The sequence below is a fragment of the Micromonospora avicenniae genome (assembly GCF_900156065.1).
GTDB classification, from domain to species: Bacteria; Actinomycetota; Actinomycetes; order Mycobacteriales; family Micromonosporaceae; genus Micromonospora; species Micromonospora avicenniae.
The window spans coordinates 121,471-140,538 of the sequence record NZ_FTNF01000015.1; the positions used below are offsets into that span (position 1 = coordinate 121,471).

The window sequence follows — 19,068 nt, forward strand, 5'->3', positions numbered from 1 at the left end:
CGCGGCGGCGGTTAGGGTCGGGCGGTGTCCGGGGAGCGCGCGGCGGCGGCGCGGAACAACGCCGCGTGGTGCGACATCGTCTGCGAAAGTCATGGCCTGTCCGGCCGCACGGACGCCGACGCCTGGTCGGTGCCGCGTCGCTCTCCGCCCTGGTATCCGGATGCGGTCACTCTGCGGCCCGGCGTCGCCGCCGAGACGCTGCTCGGCCGCATCGACCCGGGGCCGGGCGCATCGGTCAAGGACAGCTTCGCCGACCTCGACCTGCGACCGTACGGCTTCCGGGTGCTCTTCACCGCCGAGTGGATCCACCGCCCGGCGGCTGACCGCCCGACCGATCCGATGGGTGAGCCGGGACCGCCGCTGACCCAGGTCGGTACCCCGGACGGGCTGGCCACCTGGGCGGCGGCCCACGGCGGGGGTGAGCTGTTCCGCCCGGCGCTGCTGCGCGACCCCCGGGTGACCGTGCTCGCCCGGCACGCCGACGACGGCACGGTGACCGGTGGCGCGATACTCAACCGCAGCGGCCCGGTGACCGGCGTGTCCAACGTCTTCACCGTCGCCGGCGACGTGTCGCCGATCTGGTCGGGGCTCCGCGCCGCCACCACCGGCGCCGCGCTGGTGGGCTACGAGGCCGGCGACGACCTCGCCCCGGCGCTGCGGGCCGGCTTCACCACGGCCGGGCCGCTGCGGGTCTGGGTACGCGACTGACCCGCACCGGCCTTCCCCGACGAGCCGGGCACTGCCGTCCCCCAACGAGCCAGGCGCTTCTGCCCTCATGAATCCGGCACCGCGAGCGCCGCTGCCCCGGCAAGCCCGGCGCCGCCGGCGCCACTGTCCTCACGACGGTGATACCTGAGAGGCATAAATATGCCTCTCAGGTATCACGCTCGTGGACATCCCCGGCCCGAACGCCGCCACCCTCGCGGCGTCCCCGAGCGAACGCCGCCACCCTCGCGGGGATCCCCGGCCGAACGCCGCCACCCTCGCGGCCATCCCCGGCCGAACGCCGCCACCCTCGCGGCCATCCCCGGCCGAACGCCGTCACCCTCAGCCGCCGCCAGGCTCAGCCGGACCGTCGGGCTCAGCCGAGTTGGGCCAGGTCCTCGGGCGTGAGCCGCAGCCCACCGGCGGCGACGTTCGCCACCAGGTGCTCCGGGTTGCCGGTGCCAGGGATGGCGAGCACGTGCGGGCCCTGGTGCAGCGTCCAGGCCAACCGCACCTGGTGCGTGGTGACGCCGTGCGCGCGGGCCACGGATGCCACCGCCGGGTTCTCCTCGGCAGGTGCCCCGGCCTCCCGGCGCGTACCCGCCAGGGCGAAGAACGGCACGTACGCAATCGCCCGCTCCCCGCAGAGCCGGACGAATCCGTCGTCCTCCCGGTATGCGTCCACCCCGTACGAGTTCTGCACGCAGACCACGGGCGCGATGTCGCGTACCTCGTCGAGGTGCTCGGGCCGGGCGTTGCTGAGCCCGAGGTGGCGGATCAGCCCGGCGGCGCGCAGGTCGGCGAGGGCGCCGAAACGTTCGGCCAGCGGAACCGGGCTGGGGCGGTCGTACATCCGCAGGTTCACCAGGTCGAGGTGGTCGCGGCCGAGGCGGCGCAGGTTCTCCTCGACCTGGGCACGCAGCTGCGCCGCGGTGAGCGCCTCGGTGAAGCCGTCGCCCGGGTCGTACCCCGGGCCGACCTTGGTGGCGATCAGCAGGTCTTCCGGGTACGGGGCGAGCGCCGCGCGGATCAGCTCGGTGGCGTAGCGGGCCGGCCCCGTACCGACGCCCAGCGTGCCGCCGGGCGAGACGTAGAAGGCGGCGGTGTCGATGTGGTTCACGCCCAGCTCCACGGCCCGGCGCAGGACGGCGACGGCCCGGTCGGGGTCCGGGTCTGCGGTGATCCGCATGGAGCCGAAGCCCATCCGGTTGACGGTGTGGTCCCCCAGCGTCCAGGTGCCCGCGGCGGCGGCGGTGATCTCGTCGGTAGGCATCCGGCGACCCTAGCCAGGGTGGGTGCGCGACGCAGTCGGCCGCGCACCCGATACCGCGCGAGCGCGGTTACCACTAGCCTTGATGTCCTGAGGTCATGCTGCCGGCGCCCCGCGGCCGGCCGCCGCTGGGGCCGGGCCGGGCGTTCGGGTCAGGCCGGGGCGCTCGGGCCGGGCTTGCGCATCACCGGGACCAGCGCCAGCGCCGGCACGAGCAGCAGCGGCACCACGAGCAACGCGTGCAGAATGCCGACCTGGTCACCGAGCATGCCGAGCAGCGGCGGCCCGCCGAGGAACGCCGTGTAGCCGATCACCGCGACCACGCTGACCCGTACGGCTGCCTTCTCCTCCTCGTCCGCGGCGGCGCTCATGCCCACCGGGAAGCCCAGCGACGCCCCGACGCCCCAGAGCGCGACCCCGACGATGGCCACCGGCCCGGAACCGGCGAGAACCGCGAGGACGGCCCCTGCCGCCGCGAGCAGGATCGTCACGATCAGCACCCGCACGCGGCCCCACCGGTCGAGGGCGATCGTGCCGACGGTGCGCCCGAGCGTCATGCCCACCACGAAGACGCCGAAGACCGCGGCGCCGGCCGCCTCGCTCAGGTCGTGGCCGTCCACGAAGGCCACCGCGAGCCAGTCGTTGGCGCTGCCCTCGGTGAACGCCATCACCAGCACCAGCAGGCCGATCAGGAGGGTTCGCGGCTCCCGCCACACGGCGAGCAGGGTACGGCGCCGGGCCGCCGGGCCGGCCTGCGCCGCGGCGCCGACTCCGGTCTCCGCCGCCGGCAGGAAGAGCCCGGCGGCGTACAGCGTGCCGGCCAGCACCAGCACGGCGATCACGGCGAGGTGCGCGCCGACCGGAACGTCGAGCCGCGCGGCACCGGCGCCCAGGCCCGCCCCGGCCACCGAGCCGAGACTCCAGGCGGCGTGGAAGCGGGGCAGGATCGTGCGGCCCAACCGCCGCTCGACCGCCGCGCCTTCGACGTTCATGGCGACGTCGCAGGTGCCGGAGCCGTAGCCGAAGGCGAACAGGCCGACCGCGACACCGAGCGCCGAACCGGTCAGACCGGCGGCCAGCCCCGCCCAGGCGAGGCCCAGTGCCACCGCGAGGGTGGCCAGCCGTACCGATCGGGCGGTGCCGAGCCGCTGGGTCAGCAGCCCGGCGGTGGGCATGGCGAGCAGCGCGCCCGCCGAGACGGCCAGCAGGAGCAGCCCGAGGCGTCCGGCGCTGAGCCCCAGTTCCTCGCGGGCGGCGGGCACCCGGGAGAACCAGGTGGCCACGGCGAGACCGTTGAGGGTGAAAACGATGGCCACGCCGTTGCGCGCGGACCGCACCACCCGGGGCACGGCCGACGTGGTCGCCGGATCGGCGGGGGATGCGGTGGCGGCACTCACGGTTCCGACCGTACCGCCCGTCACACCCCCCGTGATCGTTGCTGCCGGAGCGGCGAGGGGTCGAGTTGGCGGGGCGCCGCCGTGGGGCGGTTAACCGGCGACTCGACGGGTAACCGCCGCGCACGTCCGCCGACAGCGAGGAACGGTGACCCGTGTCCGAACCCGCGCCGCCGCACCGGCAGCCGGAGGAGAACCACCGGCACGGCCGGCTCATTGCCCGCCCCGGCCTGCCGGTCGGTCCGGCCACCACCGGCCTGGTCCCGATGACCGACGCCGACGGCGAGCTGCTCGCCCTGCTGTACGCCCCGGCGCCGTCCGAGGATCGGCCGTACCGGCTGGTGGTGATGATGCACGGGGCCGGCGGATCGGCGCGCCAGGGGCTGGACCTGCTGCTCCCCGTCGCGGACGCGCACCACCTGCTGCTGCTCGCCCCGCAGGCGGCGGCGAGCAGCTGGGACCTCATCGCCGAGGGGTTCGGGACCGACGTACGCCGCATCGACGGTCTGCTGGCGTCCGTCTTCGCCGGTTATCCGGTCCAGAACGTGGTGCTCGGGGGTTTCTCCGACGGCGCGTCGTACGCCCTCTCGCTGGGGTTGACCAACGGCGACCTGGTCGCCGGCGTGGTGGCCTTCTCCCCCGGTTTCTCGGCGCCGCTGGTCACGCACGGCCGGCCGCGAGTGTTCGTCTCGCACGGCGTCGACGACCGGGTGCTTCCGATCGACGTGTGCAGCCGCCGGCTCGTTCCTCGCCTGCGCGACCTCGGCTACGACGTCACCTACCAGGAGTTCCCCGGCGGCCACGAGGTCCCCCAGGAGATCCGCACCGCCGCCGCCGACTGGCTGACCCCCCGCCGCGACACGCGTTGATCACGAAGTTGTTGCCTCGACACGCCGGGCTGGAGCGCATCAACTTCTGATCACCGGAGTGGTCAGACCGGGGGGAGGCCGACCGCCTCGTCGACCCGCCCGAGAACGGTGCGGTCGTCGTCGGCGCTGACGCCACGGAGCAGGTCGATCGCGGTCGCGCGGATCTGTCCGATGATCATGACTAGGGGCAGGGACCGGCCCGGGGTGAAGAGACCACCGGCGGTGCGTACGGCGACGAGCGCCGCACGGTCGGCCCGCTCGGCGTGCCGGTCGGCGACCTCGTCACGCCCCTCAAGGTCGGCGGCGAGCGCCGCTCCGGCCGCGCGGACCGCCTCCGCCAGCGAGCGCAGCGCCACCCCCAGATCGGCGGGCACCGCGGTGGGCTGGCGGGTGAGCGTCACTCCGGCGCGGGCGAGCACCCGGACGTTGCGTACCGCGTAGTCGACCTGCCGGATCGAGGTGTCCACCGAGCGCAGCCGGCCGATGTGCCGACGCCGGCGCAGGTGCAGCCAGAGCGCCTCCCCGGCGGCGAGCACCTCTTCGCGCAGCCGGTCCACCCGGGCGTCCATCTCGCGGGCGTGGCCGAGCGCCGCTCGCGCGGCCGGCTCGTCGTGCCGGTTCAGCGCGTCGGCGATGTCGGTGAGCAGCCCGGCCATCTCGTCGAACGTGCTGCGGACCTCGGCGACCAGCGGAGCCAGCGGGCGGCGGGCGTCGACCAGTTGGCTGGCGGCCAGCGCGATCCCGCCCCCGATCAGCGCGTCGACGAACCGGAACGGCACGAGCCCCTCGGTCGGCGGCGCGACGACCACCAGGTAGAGGGCGGAGACGGCGGCCTGCACCAGGCTCACCCCGGTCGCGCCGACCGCCGCGGCGAGGACCACGGTGAGCAGGATGACGGTGAAGACCGTCCCGGTACTGCCGCGCCCGAGGGCCTGGATCACCAGGTCGGCGACGAGCACGCCGCCGGCCACCCCGAGCACCACCTCGACGGCCCGGCGCAACCGCTGACCTCTGGCCTGACCGAGAACGATCAGGGCGGCGGCGGGTGCGAAGAACGGCCCCGGGTGCCCGAGCAGCCGGGTGGCGAGGATCCAGGCGACCGTGGCGGCCAGGGTCGCCTCCACCACCGGTCGCCAGCCGTGGCGCAGCCGCCCGGCGGCCACCCGCAACCAGCCCATGTCAGCTGGCGGCGGCCGCGGTCAGGCGGGCGTGTTCCGGCGAGGCGAGGAACCGGGCCAGCACCTCGGTGGTGCCCGGGGTGTACGGCCGCCCGTCGAGCAGCTCGGCGGCCGGCACGAAGACGATCGCGGCGCCTTCGCCGAGCACGACGTCCTCCTGCCGGGCTCGGGTGGCGCCGCAGAAGTAGTGCTTGATGCGGCCGGCCTCGGGCACCTCCTGCCGGGCGAAGTGGCGCAGCCCCTGCTCGGCGCGGAGCCCGGTCTCCTCCCACAGCTCCCGCTCGGCGGTCTGCTCCGGCGTCTCGCCCGCCTCCGCGTGCCCGCCGGGCAGGCCCCACGCGTTCGGGTGGAACGTGGCGTTCCCGTCACGTAGTTGCATCAGCAGCCGCCCGTCCCGGTCGACCAGCAGCACGCAGGCGATTGTGATCACGACGCGAGCCTAGCGAGCGCGCCGCGGGACAGCCCACCCGATGGTGATCGGCTATAAGTGACGCATGGATTTCCCTCCGTACCTGGGCAGCATGCCGATGCACGCGATCACCGAGATCCACGGTGAGCCGGGGCTGCTGGAGCGCTTCCGGTTGGAGATCCGGTCCTTCGACGAGACCGCTCAGGAGCGGTTGACCGCCGCCCTGGACCTCGCCGCCGAGCTGCACCGCGACGACCGCCGGGTCCGCGAGCCGTACCTGAACCACCTCCTGCGGGTGGCGATCCGGATGATGCACCACTACCAGGTGCGCGACGTCGACGTGATCGTGGCGGGGCTGCTGCACGACACGGTCGAGGACCACCCGGCCGAGCTGGCCGGCGACGACGCGACCGGCGACGACCTCACGCCCGCGGCGCTGGCCACGCTCGCCGCCCGGTTCGGGCCGCGGGTCGCCCGCCTGGTCGCCGCGGTCACCAATCCGCGGTACGACCCGACGCGCGATCGCGACGAGCAGTACCGCGAGCACGTGGCCGCCAGCCTCGACCGGGATCCCTGGGCACGGGTGATCAAGGTGTCGGACTTCACCGACAACGGGGTGGGTGTGATCCACACGGTGGGGCCGAAGGTGGAGTCCTCCGCCCGCAAGTACCGGCCGCTGGTCCCGGTCTACCGTGAGCTGGTCATGCGCCCCGACACTCCCCTGTCGGCCGAGGTGAAGGCACACATCCTGGGCCAGCTCGACCTGGCCGAGGAGCGGTTCAGCGCGATCCTGGACCAGCCCGCCCACCACCACTGACGCACCGACCTGCCCTTCCGCTCCAGCTGGCCCGGGATCAGGGGCAGCCACGATCAACTCGCCTTCCACTGATGTCGGGGTCTCCTGGACGGTGGGACACCCCGACATCAATGATCCCGAGTCGATCACCCGCGCCCCGTCAGATGTCGCGTACCGAGATCCGGGTCGACCGGACCGGGCGTACGGCATCGTCCGTCGATGTCCGCCGGGAGCCCGTCACTTCGTGGGGTCGACCGACCGTTGTTCACCTTGAGGACGGAACCCTCACCGAGCGGGTCGACGGCCCGGCTCCGTTCGGCGCGAGCTTCCCGACCACCGCGTTGGAAAGGGGTGACATGACGGACGCCCCGGACCCTGCGAAGCCGCCGCGCGCGGACCGGTGGCGGCAGGCCACCCAACGCGCGTACGACCGGAGCCGCCGGACGGGCCTGCGTGCCGGGAAGTGGCTGGCGCGGCGCTGGCGGCAGACCGTGGCCATGCTGCAGGACACGGAGCCCACCACCGCGCCCGCCGCTCTCCCGGCCGCACCCACGCGCGAGGTGCTGCGACGCGACGCGCAGATCACCGTGCCCGCGCAGGGCTACATCTACGCGTTCGTCATCCGGGCCAGCTTCACCTGGTCCGCCGAAGGTCTCCGGCCGGAGTTGCTCAGCTGGCACGCGCAGCGCCTCCAGCCGCTCGCCGTTCAGCGGCTCACCCGCCTCGCCGCGGAACTCGCCCGGACCACCGCGTCACACCAGGCCGGCAAGCTTGAGGTTGATCTCCAGCAGGCGATCGGCGAGGCGAACTGGACCTGGCGGCACGCCGGGGGGACAGTGACCGGCAGACCGGACGCCTGGGTACGGCTCGACGAGCGGGTCCAGCAGGCGCTGTTGCCGTACTCGCAACGCCGGGTCACCCTCATCTCCGAGTACGAACTGCACCTCGCGCGGGCCCGCAGCGCGCAGCTGCTCGCCCGCCGTTGGGCGAAGATCCTGGGCGAGTACGCCGACACCGCCGCCGTGGCCGGTAGTTCCGAGACGCAGGAGCGCCTGATCGACGCGGCCCGCCGGATGATCGGCCTACAGAAGATCGCCGCGCAGTGGATCGAGGATCTGCTCGCCGAGCGGCCCCGCACCGACAACTGGTTCGACCGGCCGCAACCGCCGGCACCCGACCCGCCGCCGGAGCCACGCCGACCCCACGACGTGCCCCGGCAATCCGCGCCCCCGCCGACGACGAAACCGCGCGACGCCGCGGCCGACGGCGACTCCCCGACCCCGAAGTGATCGCGTACGGCGGGGCGCCGCGCCGCTCAGCGAGACGGCGCGGCGCCGGGAGGCCGGCTCAGGCGTTCTTCAGCCACGGGTCCTCGGGCTTCGGCCGGTCGAACGTGGGCCGCGCCCGCTGCCAGTGCCCGCGGGTGAAGTCGGGCACCTTGACCGGGCGCATCCGGCCGGTCTTCAGCGACTCGTGACTGAGCGGGATCACCGAGCACCAGGCCGCCGAGTCGTACACGTCGATGTCGGGGGTCATGCCGAGCCGCATCAGCTGGACGAGACGCCAGATGGAGACGAAGTCCCCGCCACCGTGACCGCCGTACTGGTCGGCCAGCTCCTCCAGCGTGGGCCAGAGCCAGTGGTCGTGCTGCCGCAGGATGGCGTTGTACTCGTTGCCCGTCCGCCAGCTGTGGTTGTCGTGACCGAGCGACTCGAGGTAGACCCGCGAGTTGTCCAGCTCGATCGAGCCTCGGGTGCCGGTGAGGGTGGTCTCACGGCTGTACGGGTGCGGTGAGTTCACGTCGTGCTCGACCCGGATGAACCGGCCACTGGTGGTGGTGACGAAACAGGTGTGCCGGTCACCGGAGATGTAGGGCCGGTCGTCCCAGGACGAATGATCGGGCCCGACCCGCGGATCCTCGGAGCGGAACAGGGCGAGCGCCTTGGGCACGGACGCCACGGCCAGCAGCTCCTCGAACCGGTCGCCGCGGTTGATGCCCAGGGCGGCCGAGACCGGACCCAGACCGTGCATCGGGTAGTGCAGGGCGTTCATCCGGGTCTGCCAGCGACGCCGCCAGTGCTCGGGGTGGTAGGCGCCGCCGAACAGGTACGGCCAACGCAGGTCGTGCACGTAGCCGCCGGAGGCGTGCTGGAGGTCGCCGAAGATCCCCTGCCGGGCCATGTTGAACATCGCCATCTCGGGCCGGAAGTAGTTGACGTTCTCCAGCAGCATGCAGTGCTTGCGGGTCCGCTCCGAGGTCCGGACCAGGTCCCAGATGTCGTCGAGGTGAGGGGCGATCGGCAGCTCCACGGCGACGTGCTTGCCGTGCTCCATGGCCGCCTTGGCCATCGGGTGGTGCCACTCCCAGGGAGTGGCGATGTAGATGAGGTCGATGTCGTCGCGCCGGACGAGGTTGAGGAAGTCCTCCTCGCCGTCGGAGTAGCCGGCGGGAGGCTTGTCCTGGAAGCCCTGCTGCATGATCCGGCTGATCGTCCGCTCGACCCGGTCGGGGCGGATGTCGCAGACGGCGGTGACGGTGGCCACCGCACCGAACCGGCGGTCCTGGTCGCCACCGCGGTTGCCGAGACCGATGAGCCCGACGCGGACCTGTTCGAAGCCTTCGAACGGTACGTCGACCATGCTCTTTTCGCCGCGGCCGCGGGCAGGTTCGTGTCCGCCCGGGTCGGCGTCGGCGGGGGCGCCCACGGCGCCGGTGAGACCGGCTGCGGCGCCCAGCACGGCACCGGACCGGAGCAGGTCACGGCGGGACGGGTTGAACTGGGCTGGCGGGGTCACGTGATCACTCCCTACCTGAAGGGGACCTGATCGAACTTGCCTGCTTGCGTCGTTCAGTGAGCAGTGTCGATCAGACAGACATCGATGGCAAGGGGTGGTCTGCCACCTTCCGCGGGACCTGACTGACTCAGAATCCATGGATTGCCATGCATGAGCCTGACCGTTTACGCTCGGATGGCCGCCAGATCGCGCGATTTCGCGCCGGGCGAGATGCGCCGTGGGCAGCGGGTCGGAGCGCCATGACACACGTCGAGCAGGAGATCGCCAGCCAGCCCCGATGCTGGCAGCGAGCAGTCGCACAGACCGACGGCCACGCCGGGCGGCTGCCACGCCACGGCGAACGGGTCGCCGTCGTCGGCTGCGGCACGTCGTGGTTCATCGCCATGGCGTACGCCAGACTCCGCGAAGGAGCCGGCCTCGGCGAGACCGACGCGTACCCGGCGTCGGAGTTCCCGACGCGGCGAAGCTACGACCGGGTGCTGGTGATCAGCCGCTCCGGTACGACCACCGAGGTGCTGGACGTGCTGCGCGCCGTCCGGGGCCGTACGCCCAGCTCCGGCGTGCTCGGCGATCCCCGGTCGCCGGCGGTGTCCCTGGTGGACGAGCCGGTCTGCCTGCCGTACGCCGACGAGAAGTCCGTCGTGCAGACCCGGTTCGCGACGACCACGCTGGCGGTGCTGCGAGCCCACCTCGGCCACGACCTCGACCAGGCGGTACGCGACGCGACGGAGGCCCTGACCGCTGTCCTGCCGCTGGATCCCGCGGCGCTGGAGCAGGTCACGTTCCTCGGCCGGGACTGGACGGTCGGCCTCGCGCACGAGGCGGCGCTCAAGTGCCGCGAAGCCGCCGGCTTCTGGGCCGAGGCGTACCCGGCGATGGACTACCGGCACGGCCCGATCGCCGTCGCCGGCCCCGGCCGCGCGGTATGGGCCGTCGGAGCCGTGCCGGCGGGACTTCCCGAGCAGGTGGCCGCCACCGGCGCGACCTTCGTGCACGGCACGCGCGACCCGATGGCGGATCTCGTCCTGGCGCAGCGACTGGCAGTCGGCCTGGCCACCCGACGGGGGCTCGACCCGGACGAGCCTCGGCACCTGACCCGCTCGGTGATCCTGACGTGAGCCGCCAGGACGCGGACAGCGAGGCGCCGGCCGGACGGATCCTCACCGTCACGCTCAACCCGGCGCTGGACGTGACGTACCACGTGCCCACCCTGACGCCCGGCGCCACCCACCGGGTGGCCAGGGTGGACGAACGAGCAGGCGGCAAGGGCGTCAACGTCGCCCGCCTGCTGCACACCCTCGGCGTCCCCGTCGTGGCCACCGGCCTGGCCGGCGGCGCGTGCGGCACGCGGATCCGGTCGCTGCTGGCCGACGAGGGGGTGCCGGAGCGGTTCGTGCCGATCGTGGCCGAGTCCCGGCGCACCGTGGTCGTCGCCGAGCCGAACTCGGCGACCGGGCTGTGGGAACCCGGGCCGACGGTCACCCCGGACGAATGGGACGCCTTCCGCACCCGGTTCACCGAACTCGTACGCGGCGTCGCGGCGGTGGTGCTCTCCGGCTCCCTGCCCGGCGGGGTGCCGGTCGACGCGTACCGGACGCTCATCGAGGCGGCCCGGTGCGCCGGCGCGCGGACCGTGCTGGACAGCAGCGGGGAGGCGTTGCGCCACGGCCTGGCCGCCCGCCCGGACCTCGCAAAACCGAACGCCGAGGAGCTCGCCGGCCTCGTCGGGGACGCACCGCCGCGCCCGGCCGCCGCGCTAGACGCGGTACGCGCGCTCGACGCCCGTACCGTGGTCGCCTCGTTCGGCCCGGACGGGCTGCTCGCCGTGACCGGCGAGGGCGCCTGGCACGCGTACGTGCCGCAGCCGGTGGCCGGCAACCCGACCGGCGCCGGAGACGCCTGCGTCGCCGCACTGACCCGCGGTCTGCTCCGGCAGCGCCCCTGGCCGGAGCGGCTCACCGAGGCGGTCGCGCTGTCGGCCGCCGCGGTCCGGGCGCCGGTGGCGGGAAGCGTGGACCTGTCCGACTACCGGCAGCTGCGCCGGGCCGTGATCGTCAAGGAGATGTGATGCCACTCGTCCCGACCGGACAGGTCGTCGCCGCGGGACCGGTCTGCGCGTTCAACGTGATAACCCTGGAGCACGCCGAGGCGATCGTCGCCGGTGCGGAGGCCGCCGGTCGGCCCGTCGTGCTCCAGGTCAGCGAGAACGCCGTACGGTTCCACCGTCGGCTCGCACCGGTCGCCGCCGCGACGCGGGCCGTCGCGGCGAACGCCACCGTCGACGTGGCGCTGCACCTCGACCACGTCGTCTCCGCCGACCTGTGGCGCCAGGCACCGGAGCACGGCTTCGGCTCGGTGATGATCGACGCCTCCCGGCTGCCGTACCAGGAGAACGTCGCGGCCACTCGGGCCGCGGCCGAGTTCGCCCATGCGCACGGGCTCTGGGTCGAGGCCGAGCTGGGCACGGTCGGCGGGAAGGACGGTGAACCTCCGATCGACCCGCACGCCCCCGGCGCCCGTACCGAGCCGGCCGAGGCCGCGTCGTACGTGGCGCAGACCGGTGTGGACGCGCTCGCGGTCGCGGTCGGCTCCACGCACGCCATGACCGTACGCAGTGCCGCGCTGGACCATGACCTGATCGAGCGGCTGCGGGCGACGATCGCGGTGCCGCTGGTGCTGCACGGCTCGTCCGGGGTTCCCGACGAGGAGCTGCGCCGGGCCGTCGCCGGCGGGATCGGCAAGGTGAACATCGGTACGGCGTTGAACGTGGCCCTCACCGGCAGCGTGCGCCGCACGCTCGACGTACACCCGGAGATGGTCGACCCGCGACGCTGGCTGGCACCGGCCCGGGAGGCGATGGCCGAGTGCGTGGCGCACTTCTGCCGGGTCGTGTCCGGCGACGCAGCGGCCGGGGCCGACAGCGGCCTGGCGTCGACGGGGGCCGTGCCGTGACCTCGACCGAGACCACGCCGGGGGCCGCCGCGGGCGGGATGGCCGACCGGTCCCGCCGGTTGCAGGCGCTGCTGGAGATCCTGGCCGCGCGGGGCGGGCGGCTCTCCGTCGCCGAGGGCGCCGCCGCCCTGCAGGTCTCCGAGGCGACCGTCCGTCGGGACTTCACCGCCCTCGCCGAGCAGCAACTGGTGACCCGTACCCACGGTGGGATCGTGGCCGGCTCGGTCGCCTACGACCTGCCGGTGCGCTACCGGTACCGCGGGGACCGCAGCACCAAGGAACGCATCGCGGCGACCGCCGCCGGGCTCGTCGAGCCGGGCAGCGTCGTCGGGTTGAACGGGGGCACCACGACCTCGGCCACCGCCCGGCACCTCGCCGCCCGGCACCTCGCGGCCCGGCCCGAGCTGGCGCAGGCCACCAACCGGCCGGCCCTGACGGTGGTGACCAACGCCTTGAACATCGCCACCGAGATGGTGCTCCGGCCGTCCGTACGCACCGTCATCCTCGGCGGCGTCGCCCTTCCCCAGTCGTACGAGCTGACCGGGCCACTGACCAGCATGGTTATGCAGTCGCTGTGGCTGGACGTGCTCTTCCTCGGCGTCGACGGGTTCTCCACCGACGGCACGTCGTGCCACGACGAGAGCGAGGCGGGCATCGACGCGCTGATGGTCAGCCGGGCCCGTCAGGTGGTGGTCGTGGCCGGCTCGGAGAAGCTGGGCCGGCACTCCTTCGCCAAGATCTGCGACGCGTCCGCGGTGCACACCCTGGTCACCGACGACGCCGCCGACGAGCGGATCGTGGCCGACCTGCGCACGGCCGGCGTCACCGTCCTGCTGGCCTGACGGGCCCTACGCCGGCTCCATCAGCAGGCGCGCGTAGTTGGCCATCGAACGCTGGTAGCGAGGCAGGTGGGGTGCGAGGGCGGCGACGGCGACGGAAACGGCTTCACGCTCGCGGCCCACGCTCGTCAGGGCGAGCGCGAGCGTGGCGCTGACCGCGTCGTCGAGCTCGTCGGAGGGCTGCCGCCGCTCCGCCGTCAGCAGCTCGACGGACTCCTCGGCCCGTCCGACGTTACGCAGCGAGCTGGCCAACTGGATCACCGAGCGGCGGCGGCGGATACCGCTGAGGCCGTTGCGCAGCGCCTCACGGTAGAGGGGCACCGCCCGGTCGGAATGGCCGGTCGAGTCGAGAGCGGAGGCCCGCTCGAACACCGCGACCGGGTGCCCGTCGGGCAGTTCGGCGGCGAGTTCGTCGATGCGTCGGAGGAAATCCTCGGGGTCGTGGTCGTCGATGCTCGCCCACAGCTCGGCACTGCGGCGTTCCCAGTCAGATGTGATCGTCATGGACCCGATCTTGACGGTCGGCTAGGTTTGACCGCCAGTGATTCGGCGAGGGCCGAATCAGTTCGGGCTGGGAGGTGACCGACCATCGCGATCACGCTGCGGTTCGGCCCCGCCGACCTGATGCGCTGCCGGTTCGCGCTCTCCCCCGTGCTGGAGACGATCCAGGCGATCCGGCTGACCAGCCCCGAGGACGTACCCGGGCACCACCGGGGCTTCCTTCACTCGGTGCGGCACCAGCTGACCGCGCTGGACCTCCGGCCGGTGACGCTGCTGCAGCCGCGCCGCGGTTACAGCCCGGACTTCCTGTCCCCGCCGCCGACCGTCGCGCATCCGCGCTTCGCCGACGAGCTGGCGTGCATCGAGGCGACCCCGCTCGACCGGGTACGGGAAGAGGTGGCCCGGTCGCTGCGGGACTCGCGTGGCGGCGACCGTACCGACGTCGGCCGACGGCTGCTGGCCGACCCCGCCGACGCGCTGCGGATGCTCACCGGCGTGATCCAGGACGTCTGGCAGGAGGTGATCGAGCCCGTCTGGCCGAGGGTTCGTGCGCTACTCGACGCCGACGTGGCGTACCAGAGCCGCCGGATGGCCGAGGGCGGGCTGGACCGGCTCTTCGCCGAACTGCACCCGCAGCTGCGCTGGCACGACGGCGTACTCACCCGGGAACGCGGCGACGACGAGCACCGCGACCTGACAGGGAACGGCCTCCTACTCATGCCCAGCGCGTTCAAATTCGATCAGGTGCTGGTGATCCTCGACGATCCGTGGCAGCCGACCGTGATCTATCCGGCGCGCGGACTGGCCACCCTCTGGCAGTCGGCGAGCGCACAGGAGCTGGCGTCGTTGGGTCGTCTCGTCGGCCGCACCCGCGCCACGCTGCTCACCGGGTTGGCCGAGCCCGCGACGACCACCGTGCTGGCTCACCGGCACGCGCTCGCGGCCGGCACGGTCTCCGAGCACCTGACGGTGCTGCGCGACTCAGGTCTGGTGGTCGGCGAGCGGCACCGCCACGAGGTCCGTTACCGCCGGACCCCGCTGGGCACCGCCCTGGTCGACCAGGCCGTGTGACGGCCCGCTCAGTCGCTGATCAGGTGGGACATGCGGGCCGGCTCGGCGAGTACAGCCTCGGCACCCGGGATGTCGGCAAGCCGGGCCGCCAGGGTGGCCACCGCCAGTCGTTCCGGCAGCGCCTCGCTGCCCTCGGACGTGGCGATCCTCGATCGTTGGCGGCTCAGCTGCGCTTCTCCCGGCGATTCGGGCGGCTGTCCCGTCAGCGATCGCGAGGCACCGGAGGAGCGACGGGCAACCGGGGACAGCGGGGGTCGGGGATGCGCGACGATGACGATGCGCGGCGGTTGGCGAGAATGGCGAGGGTCTCCCGGCGTACCGACTCGGGCTCGTGGGTCAGTCGACGGTGGGTGAAGCGGACGACCAGGATGCCGAGCACGGCGAGCTGCGCGTCCCGGCGCAGGTCGATCTCGCGTTGGCGTGGGTCGCCGTGGGTCGTGGCGCCGTCGAGTTCGATGTTGACACGCTCGTGTTCGGCATACAGGTCGAGGTAGACGTTACGCGGGCCGAGCCGGACGGGCACCTGTCGTTTGAACAGCGGCATCTGCGGGCCGGTGAAGACCCGCTCGTGCCCCCAGATCTCCAGCGGGCTGCGGCAGCCCTCGGCGAGCTGGGTCAGCAGCGATCGGAGTACGGCCCGGTCCGCCAGCTTCGGCGTCGTCTCCAGCGCGGACATCAGCCGCTGTGGCGTGGACAGCCGATCGTTGACGGCCCGGATCACGGGTGCCCGCCGCTCACCGGCCGGAAGCAACGGCCACGAGTCGACCAGGGACCGTTCGAGCCGGGTCACCGTCAGACCTCGCCGAGCCATCACGTTCGTCAGGTCGATCCGCCGGTGCACGGCCACCCCTGGCCGGCTGCGAAGCCCGACGCCGGCCGGCACGCTCAGGTGCAGCAGCTCGCCGGCCGCCTGCCGGTGCAGCCCCCACACGGCCAGTGCGCTGAGGTGGCTGAGCGCTGCGCGCCCGTCGGCCCAGGCGAGAACCGCGCGGTTGCCGAGGGCCGGGTCGAGTCGACCGATGAGCGGGGTCGCCTGGGATCGTCTCTCTGGTTCGATCAGCAGGTGCGCCGCCACGAACACCTCGGGCAGTACCCGCACCAAGTCGCCTGAGCGGCACGCCCGTTCCAGGGTCCACTCTGGTACGACCTGGACCGCTGCCGCCCGAGTGACCAGCCCGCGGCCCCGCTCCACCAGCTCCGCCAGCAGAGGATTCACACCGCTGACCGTGCTGGCCCGCCACCCGGTTCGGCAACCACGAGCGCCGCACCTGTGGACGTCCACCCCCGCTGTGCACAGCCCCCGTCACATCGCCGGATCTGCTATCGCCCGCCGTGCTCGTCGGCGGCTCGGCGGCGCACGACGTCGGCGGGTACGGTGGCCTGATCGTCAACGACCGGGGGAACCTCGGGCGCGGCGTGCCGACAGCGATGAGCGCGGAGGGTCCGCGTCCAGCACCGTCTCCCAGGTGGCCTTCGGGCGGGTTTCGCAGTTCCCCCAGGAACACTGCCGCCACGTTGACAGGCCGGGCGTCGAAGCGCCGAACCATCTCCTCTCGGGCAAGCGCGTACCAGTTGAAGGCGTACCGGGGGCCTCGGCGGTCGTCAGCGGGGGACGTCGCGGTGGCGGAAGGCGGCTACGCCGGTCGCCAGCAGGGCCGCCGCCACGGCGGCGAGGACCAGCAGGGGCGGCGCCGTCGGGTCGACCGCGGGCGCGGACGGTACGTGGGTGTACGGCGAGAGGTCGAGCGCGGCTTGCGGCAGCTCCAGCACCGCACCGAGCTGCCCGAGCAGCAGGAACGCCATCAGCGCCGCCCAGGAGAGCACCACCGACCAGCGGGGCAGCAGTCCGAACAGGGCGGTCACCACACCGGCGACGACGAGCAGGGCCGGTAGGCGAAGTGCGGCGGCGCCGCCCAGCGCGAGCGCCTTCCCCACCGGGTCGCCGTCGACCAGGCCGTAGCCGAAGCCGGTGGTGATCCCGCCGAACAGCAGCAGCGCGGTCGCGCCGAGCACTGCCACACCCACCTGCGTGCCCAGCCATCGGCTGCGGCTCACCCCGGTGGCGAGGACCGCCTCCAGCACCCCGTCGGCCTCGTCGGCGCGGACCCGCAGCAGGGCCTGCACGACGTACGCCCCGATGGCGAGCGCGTACAGGCCGAGCATCGCGGCGAGGAACGCGTCGACCAGGTCGGCGCCGCCGCCCATCGCGGCGATGGCCTCGGCGGCGGCCGGGTTCTCGGCGATCATGGCGTTGAACTCGTCGGCGGCGACGCCCATCGAGATGCCGAGGATGCCCACCCCGATCGCCCAGCCGAGCAGCGTGCCGCGTTGCAGCCGCCAGGCCAGTCCCGCGGGGCTGAGCAGCCAAGTCGCGGCGTGCGCCGGGCCGCGGCGGGCGGCGACGAGGCCGGCCCCGAGGTCGCGGCGTTGTGCCAGCGCGTACGCGAGCACCACGGCGGTGGCCAGCAGCGCGATGGGCAGGGCGAGGGTCCACCACCGGTCGCCGGTGTAGGCGCGCACCTGGTTGCCCCAGCCCAGCGGTGTGAGCCAGGACGGCCAGGCGCTGTCCACCCGCGTGCCGGCGGCGTCTACCTCGCCGAACACGTCGCCGGCGGCGCGCAGCAGGAAGGAGAGGCCGACGGCCGCGGCGGCGAGCGCGTTGGCGCCTCGGGCGGTGACTGTGAGCTGGGCGGTGACGGCGGCGACTCCGGTGAACGCCACCCCGACGCCACCGATCGCGGCGGCCGCGGCGACGGACCCCGCGAGGGGCAGCCCGGCGCCGGTGAGGGCGACCGCGAGCAGGGCGGCGGCGAGCAGGTTCGCCCCGACGACGACCAGCAGGGCGGCGGTGAGCAGCGCGTACCGGCCGACCACTGACGCGCCGAGCAGCTCGGCGCGGCCGGTCTCCTCGTTCTGCCTGGTGTGCCGGACCACCGCGAAGGTGCTCAGCAGCGCGACGAGGACCGCCAGCGTCGCGTACGTCTCGGCGACCACCACGGCGCCGAGGTCGGTGCCGGCGATGGGACCGTTGAAGGCGCGGGCGACCAGGCTGGACGCCGAGGTGGTGGCGTAGCCGCGCCGGGCCGCCTCGTCCGGGTAGAGGCCGGCCACGCTGGCCGCGAGGGCGTACCCGAGCAGGGGTGTGCCGAGGACCCAGATGCCGAGCCGGATCCGGTCGCGGCGCAGCGCGAGCCGGGCGAGCCGTCCGGTGCCGGTGAACGCGCTCATCGCAGGGCCGCCCGGGGCTCGGTGTCGCGGTGACCGTCGTCGGTGGTCTCGCCGGCGCCGTAGTGGCGCAGGAACAGCTCTTCGAGGGTGGGTGGGGCGCTGGTCAGCGAGCGTACGCCGAAGCGGACGAGGTGACCGAGCAGCTCGTCGAGGTGGGCGGGCTCGACCTCCAGGTGGGTACGCCCACCGGTCTCGCGTACGGCGTGCACGCCGGGCAGCTCCGCGAGGCCGGTGAGCGGGCGGGCGGTCTCCACCGTCACCGCCGTGCGGGTGAGGTGGCGCAGCTCGGTGAGGCTGCCGGATTCGACCGTGCGTCCCTCGCGGATGATGCTGACCCGGTCGCAGAGCGCCTCGACCTCGGCGAGCACGTGGCTGGAGAGCAGCACGGTGCCGCCCTCGCCGCGGATGCGCCGGACCTGGTCCTGGAACACCGACTCCATGAGCGGGTCGAGGCCGGAGGTCGGCTCGTCGAGCACGTACAGCTCCACGTCGGAGGCGAACGCGGCGACGATGGCCACCTTCTGCCGGTTGCCCTTGGAGTAGGTGCGGCAGGTGCGGGTGGGGTCGAGGTCGAAGCTGTCCAGCAGCTCGTCGCGCCGGTGCCGGTCGAGGCCGCCGCGCAGCTCGCCGAGCAGGTCGATGGCCTCGCCGCCGGTGAGGTTCGGCCAGAGGCTCACGTCACCGGGCACATAGGCCAACCGGCGGTGCAGGCGTACGGCGTCGCGCCACGGGTCTGCGTCGAGCACCCGCGCCTCGCCCGAGTCGCCGCGCAGCAGCCCGAGCAGGATGCGGATGGTGGTGGACTTGCCGGCGCCGTTGGGGCCGAGGAAGCCGTGCACCTCCCCCGCCTCGACCCGCAGATCGAGCCCGTCGAGGGCGCGGACGGCGCCGAACGTCTTGACCAGTTCGTCGATCGCGATGACGGCCATGGCCCCTCCCCGGGCGGGTGACACATCGACAACCCACTGTACTGACTGTGAGGCTGGCGGGGTCGGTCCCGCAGGTGGTGGGCTGATGGTCGGCGGCAGCGGACGTGACTCTTGTTCTGACTGGCTTCGTG

Annotated in this window: 18 protein-coding genes; 9 read left to right on the plus strand and 9 right to left on the minus strand. The window is 73.4% G+C overall.

Features of this window, described 5'->3' with window-relative positions; translation table 11 throughout:
- The first annotated feature begins 24 nt into the window (after positions 1–24).
- Complete coding sequence (locus BXA10_RS22015) at positions 25–708, plus strand: hypothetical protein (protein WP_076472702.1); 684 nt, start codon at positions 25–27, stop codon at positions 706–708.
- Positions 709–1,081: 373 nt separating this feature from the next.
- On the opposite strand, the gene BXA10_RS22020 is transcribed toward BXA10_RS22015, so the two are convergent.
- Together BXA10_RS22020 and BXA10_RS22025 are read right to left on the minus strand one after the other, a co-directional pair.
- A complete protein-coding gene (locus tag BXA10_RS22020; protein WP_076472703.1) occupies positions 1,082–1,978 on the minus strand; it encodes an aldo/keto reductase in 897 nt (298 codons plus the stop codon).
- Positions 1,979–2,127: 149 nt separating this feature from the next.
- Positions 2,128–3,372, minus strand: a complete 1,245-nt coding sequence (locus BXA10_RS22025; RefSeq protein ID WP_076472729.1) for an MFS transporter — start codon at positions 3,370–3,372, stop codon at positions 2,128–2,130.
- A 152-nt stretch (positions 3,373–3,524) separates the two neighbouring features.
- Between BXA10_RS22025 and BXA10_RS22030 the strand changes: the two genes are divergently transcribed.
- The gene (locus BXA10_RS22030) at positions 3,525–4,238 is read left to right on the plus strand and encodes an alpha/beta hydrolase (RefSeq protein ID WP_076472704.1); all 714 of its coding nucleotides are present in this window, start codon (positions 3,525–3,527) and stop codon (positions 4,236–4,238) included.
- Between the two features lie 62 nt (positions 4,239–4,300).
- On the opposite strand, the gene BXA10_RS22035 is transcribed toward BXA10_RS22030, so the two are convergent.
- Together BXA10_RS22035 and BXA10_RS22040 are read right to left on the minus strand one after the other, a co-directional pair.
- Positions 4,301–5,416: an FUSC family protein gene (locus tag BXA10_RS22035; RefSeq protein ID WP_076472705.1), complete on the minus strand. Its 1,116-nt coding sequence runs from the start codon at positions 5,414–5,416 to the stop codon at positions 4,301–4,303.
- Position 5,417: 1 nt separating this feature from the next.
- Positions 5,418–5,846, minus strand: a complete 429-nt coding sequence (locus tag BXA10_RS22040; RefSeq protein WP_245828346.1) for an NUDIX hydrolase — start codon at positions 5,844–5,846, stop codon at positions 5,418–5,420.
- A 64-nt stretch (positions 5,847–5,910) separates the two neighbouring features.
- Here BXA10_RS22040 and BXA10_RS22045 point away from each other — a divergent pair, with 64 nt between their 5' ends.
- Positions 5,911–6,642, plus strand: a complete 732-nt coding sequence (locus tag BXA10_RS22045; protein ID WP_076472706.1) for an HD domain-containing protein — start codon at positions 5,911–5,913, stop codon at positions 6,640–6,642.
- 335 nt (positions 6,643–6,977) lie between these two features.
- On the plus strand, positions 6,978–7,910 hold the full coding sequence (locus tag BXA10_RS22050; protein ID WP_139338079.1) for a hypothetical protein: 933 nt from the start codon (positions 6,978–6,980) through the stop codon (positions 7,908–7,910).
- A 58-nt stretch (positions 7,911–7,968) separates the two neighbouring features.
- Here the strand turns inward: BXA10_RS22050 and BXA10_RS22055 are convergent, their stop codons facing one another.
- Positions 7,969–9,417: a Gfo/Idh/MocA family oxidoreductase gene (locus BXA10_RS22055; protein ID WP_076472708.1), complete on the minus strand. Its 1,449-nt coding sequence runs from the start codon at positions 9,415–9,417 to the stop codon at positions 7,969–7,971.
- A 239-nt stretch (positions 9,418–9,656) separates the two neighbouring features.
- On the opposite strand from BXA10_RS22055, the gene BXA10_RS22060 reads away from it, so the two are divergent.
- The 4 genes from BXA10_RS22060 to BXA10_RS22075 are packed head-to-tail and all read left to right on the plus strand — an operon-like array spanning position 9,657 to position 13,211.
- The gene (locus tag BXA10_RS22060) at positions 9,657–10,535 is read left to right on the plus strand and encodes an SIS domain-containing protein (protein ID WP_076472709.1); all 879 of its coding nucleotides are present in this window, start codon (positions 9,657–9,659) and stop codon (positions 10,533–10,535) included.
- On the plus strand, positions 10,532–11,485 hold the full coding sequence (locus BXA10_RS22065) for a 1-phosphofructokinase family hexose kinase (RefSeq protein ID WP_245828348.1): 954 nt from the start codon (positions 10,532–10,534) through the stop codon (positions 11,483–11,485). Before BXA10_RS22060 ends, BXA10_RS22065 begins: the two co-directional genes overlap by 4 nt.
- On the plus strand, positions 11,485–12,369 hold the full coding sequence (locus BXA10_RS22070) for a class II fructose-bisphosphate aldolase (RefSeq protein WP_076472710.1): 885 nt from the start codon (positions 11,485–11,487) through the stop codon (positions 12,367–12,369). The genes BXA10_RS22065 and BXA10_RS22070 overlap by 1 nt, the downstream gene beginning before the upstream one ends.
- Before the next feature lie 38 nt (positions 12,370–12,407).
- On the plus strand, positions 12,408–13,211 hold the full coding sequence (locus BXA10_RS22075) for a DeoR/GlpR family DNA-binding transcription regulator (protein ID WP_076472732.1): 804 nt from the start codon (positions 12,408–12,410) through the stop codon (positions 13,209–13,211).
- Between the two features lie 6 nt (positions 13,212–13,217).
- Here BXA10_RS22075 and BXA10_RS22080 read toward each other — a convergent pair whose 3' ends face one another.
- Positions 13,218–13,712 carry a tetratricopeptide repeat protein gene (locus tag BXA10_RS22080; RefSeq protein ID WP_076472711.1) on the minus strand — a complete coding sequence of 165 codons (495 nt, stop codon included), beginning with the start codon at positions 13,710–13,712 and terminating at the stop codon, positions 13,218–13,220.
- 120 nt (positions 13,713–13,832) lie between these two features.
- Between BXA10_RS22080 and BXA10_RS22085 the strand changes: the two genes are divergently transcribed.
- On the plus strand, positions 13,833–14,780 hold the full coding sequence (locus BXA10_RS22085) for an ArsR/SmtB family transcription factor (protein ID WP_076472712.1): 948 nt from the start codon (positions 13,833–13,835) through the stop codon (positions 14,778–14,780).
- A 202-nt stretch (positions 14,781–14,982) separates the two neighbouring features.
- Here the strand turns inward: BXA10_RS22085 and BXA10_RS22090 are convergent, their stop codons facing one another.
- From BXA10_RS22090 to BXA10_RS22100, 3 genes are all read right to left on the minus strand, one after another.
- On the minus strand, positions 14,983–15,996 hold the full coding sequence (locus BXA10_RS22090) for a DUF559 domain-containing protein (RefSeq protein ID WP_084753135.1): 1,014 nt from the start codon (positions 15,994–15,996) through the stop codon (positions 14,983–14,985).
- Between the two features lie 386 nt (positions 15,997–16,382).
- The gene (locus BXA10_RS22095; RefSeq protein ID WP_076472713.1) at positions 16,383–18,008 is read right to left on the minus strand and encodes an ABC transporter permease; all 1,626 of its coding nucleotides are present in this window, start codon (positions 18,006–18,008) and stop codon (positions 16,383–16,385) included.
- Complete coding sequence (locus BXA10_RS22100) at positions 18,005–18,937, minus strand: ABC transporter ATP-binding protein (RefSeq protein WP_076472714.1); 933 nt, start codon at positions 18,935–18,937, stop codon at positions 18,005–18,007. The genes BXA10_RS22095 and BXA10_RS22100 overlap by 4 nt, the downstream gene beginning before the upstream one ends.
- Positions 18,938–19,068: the final 131 nt, after the last annotated feature.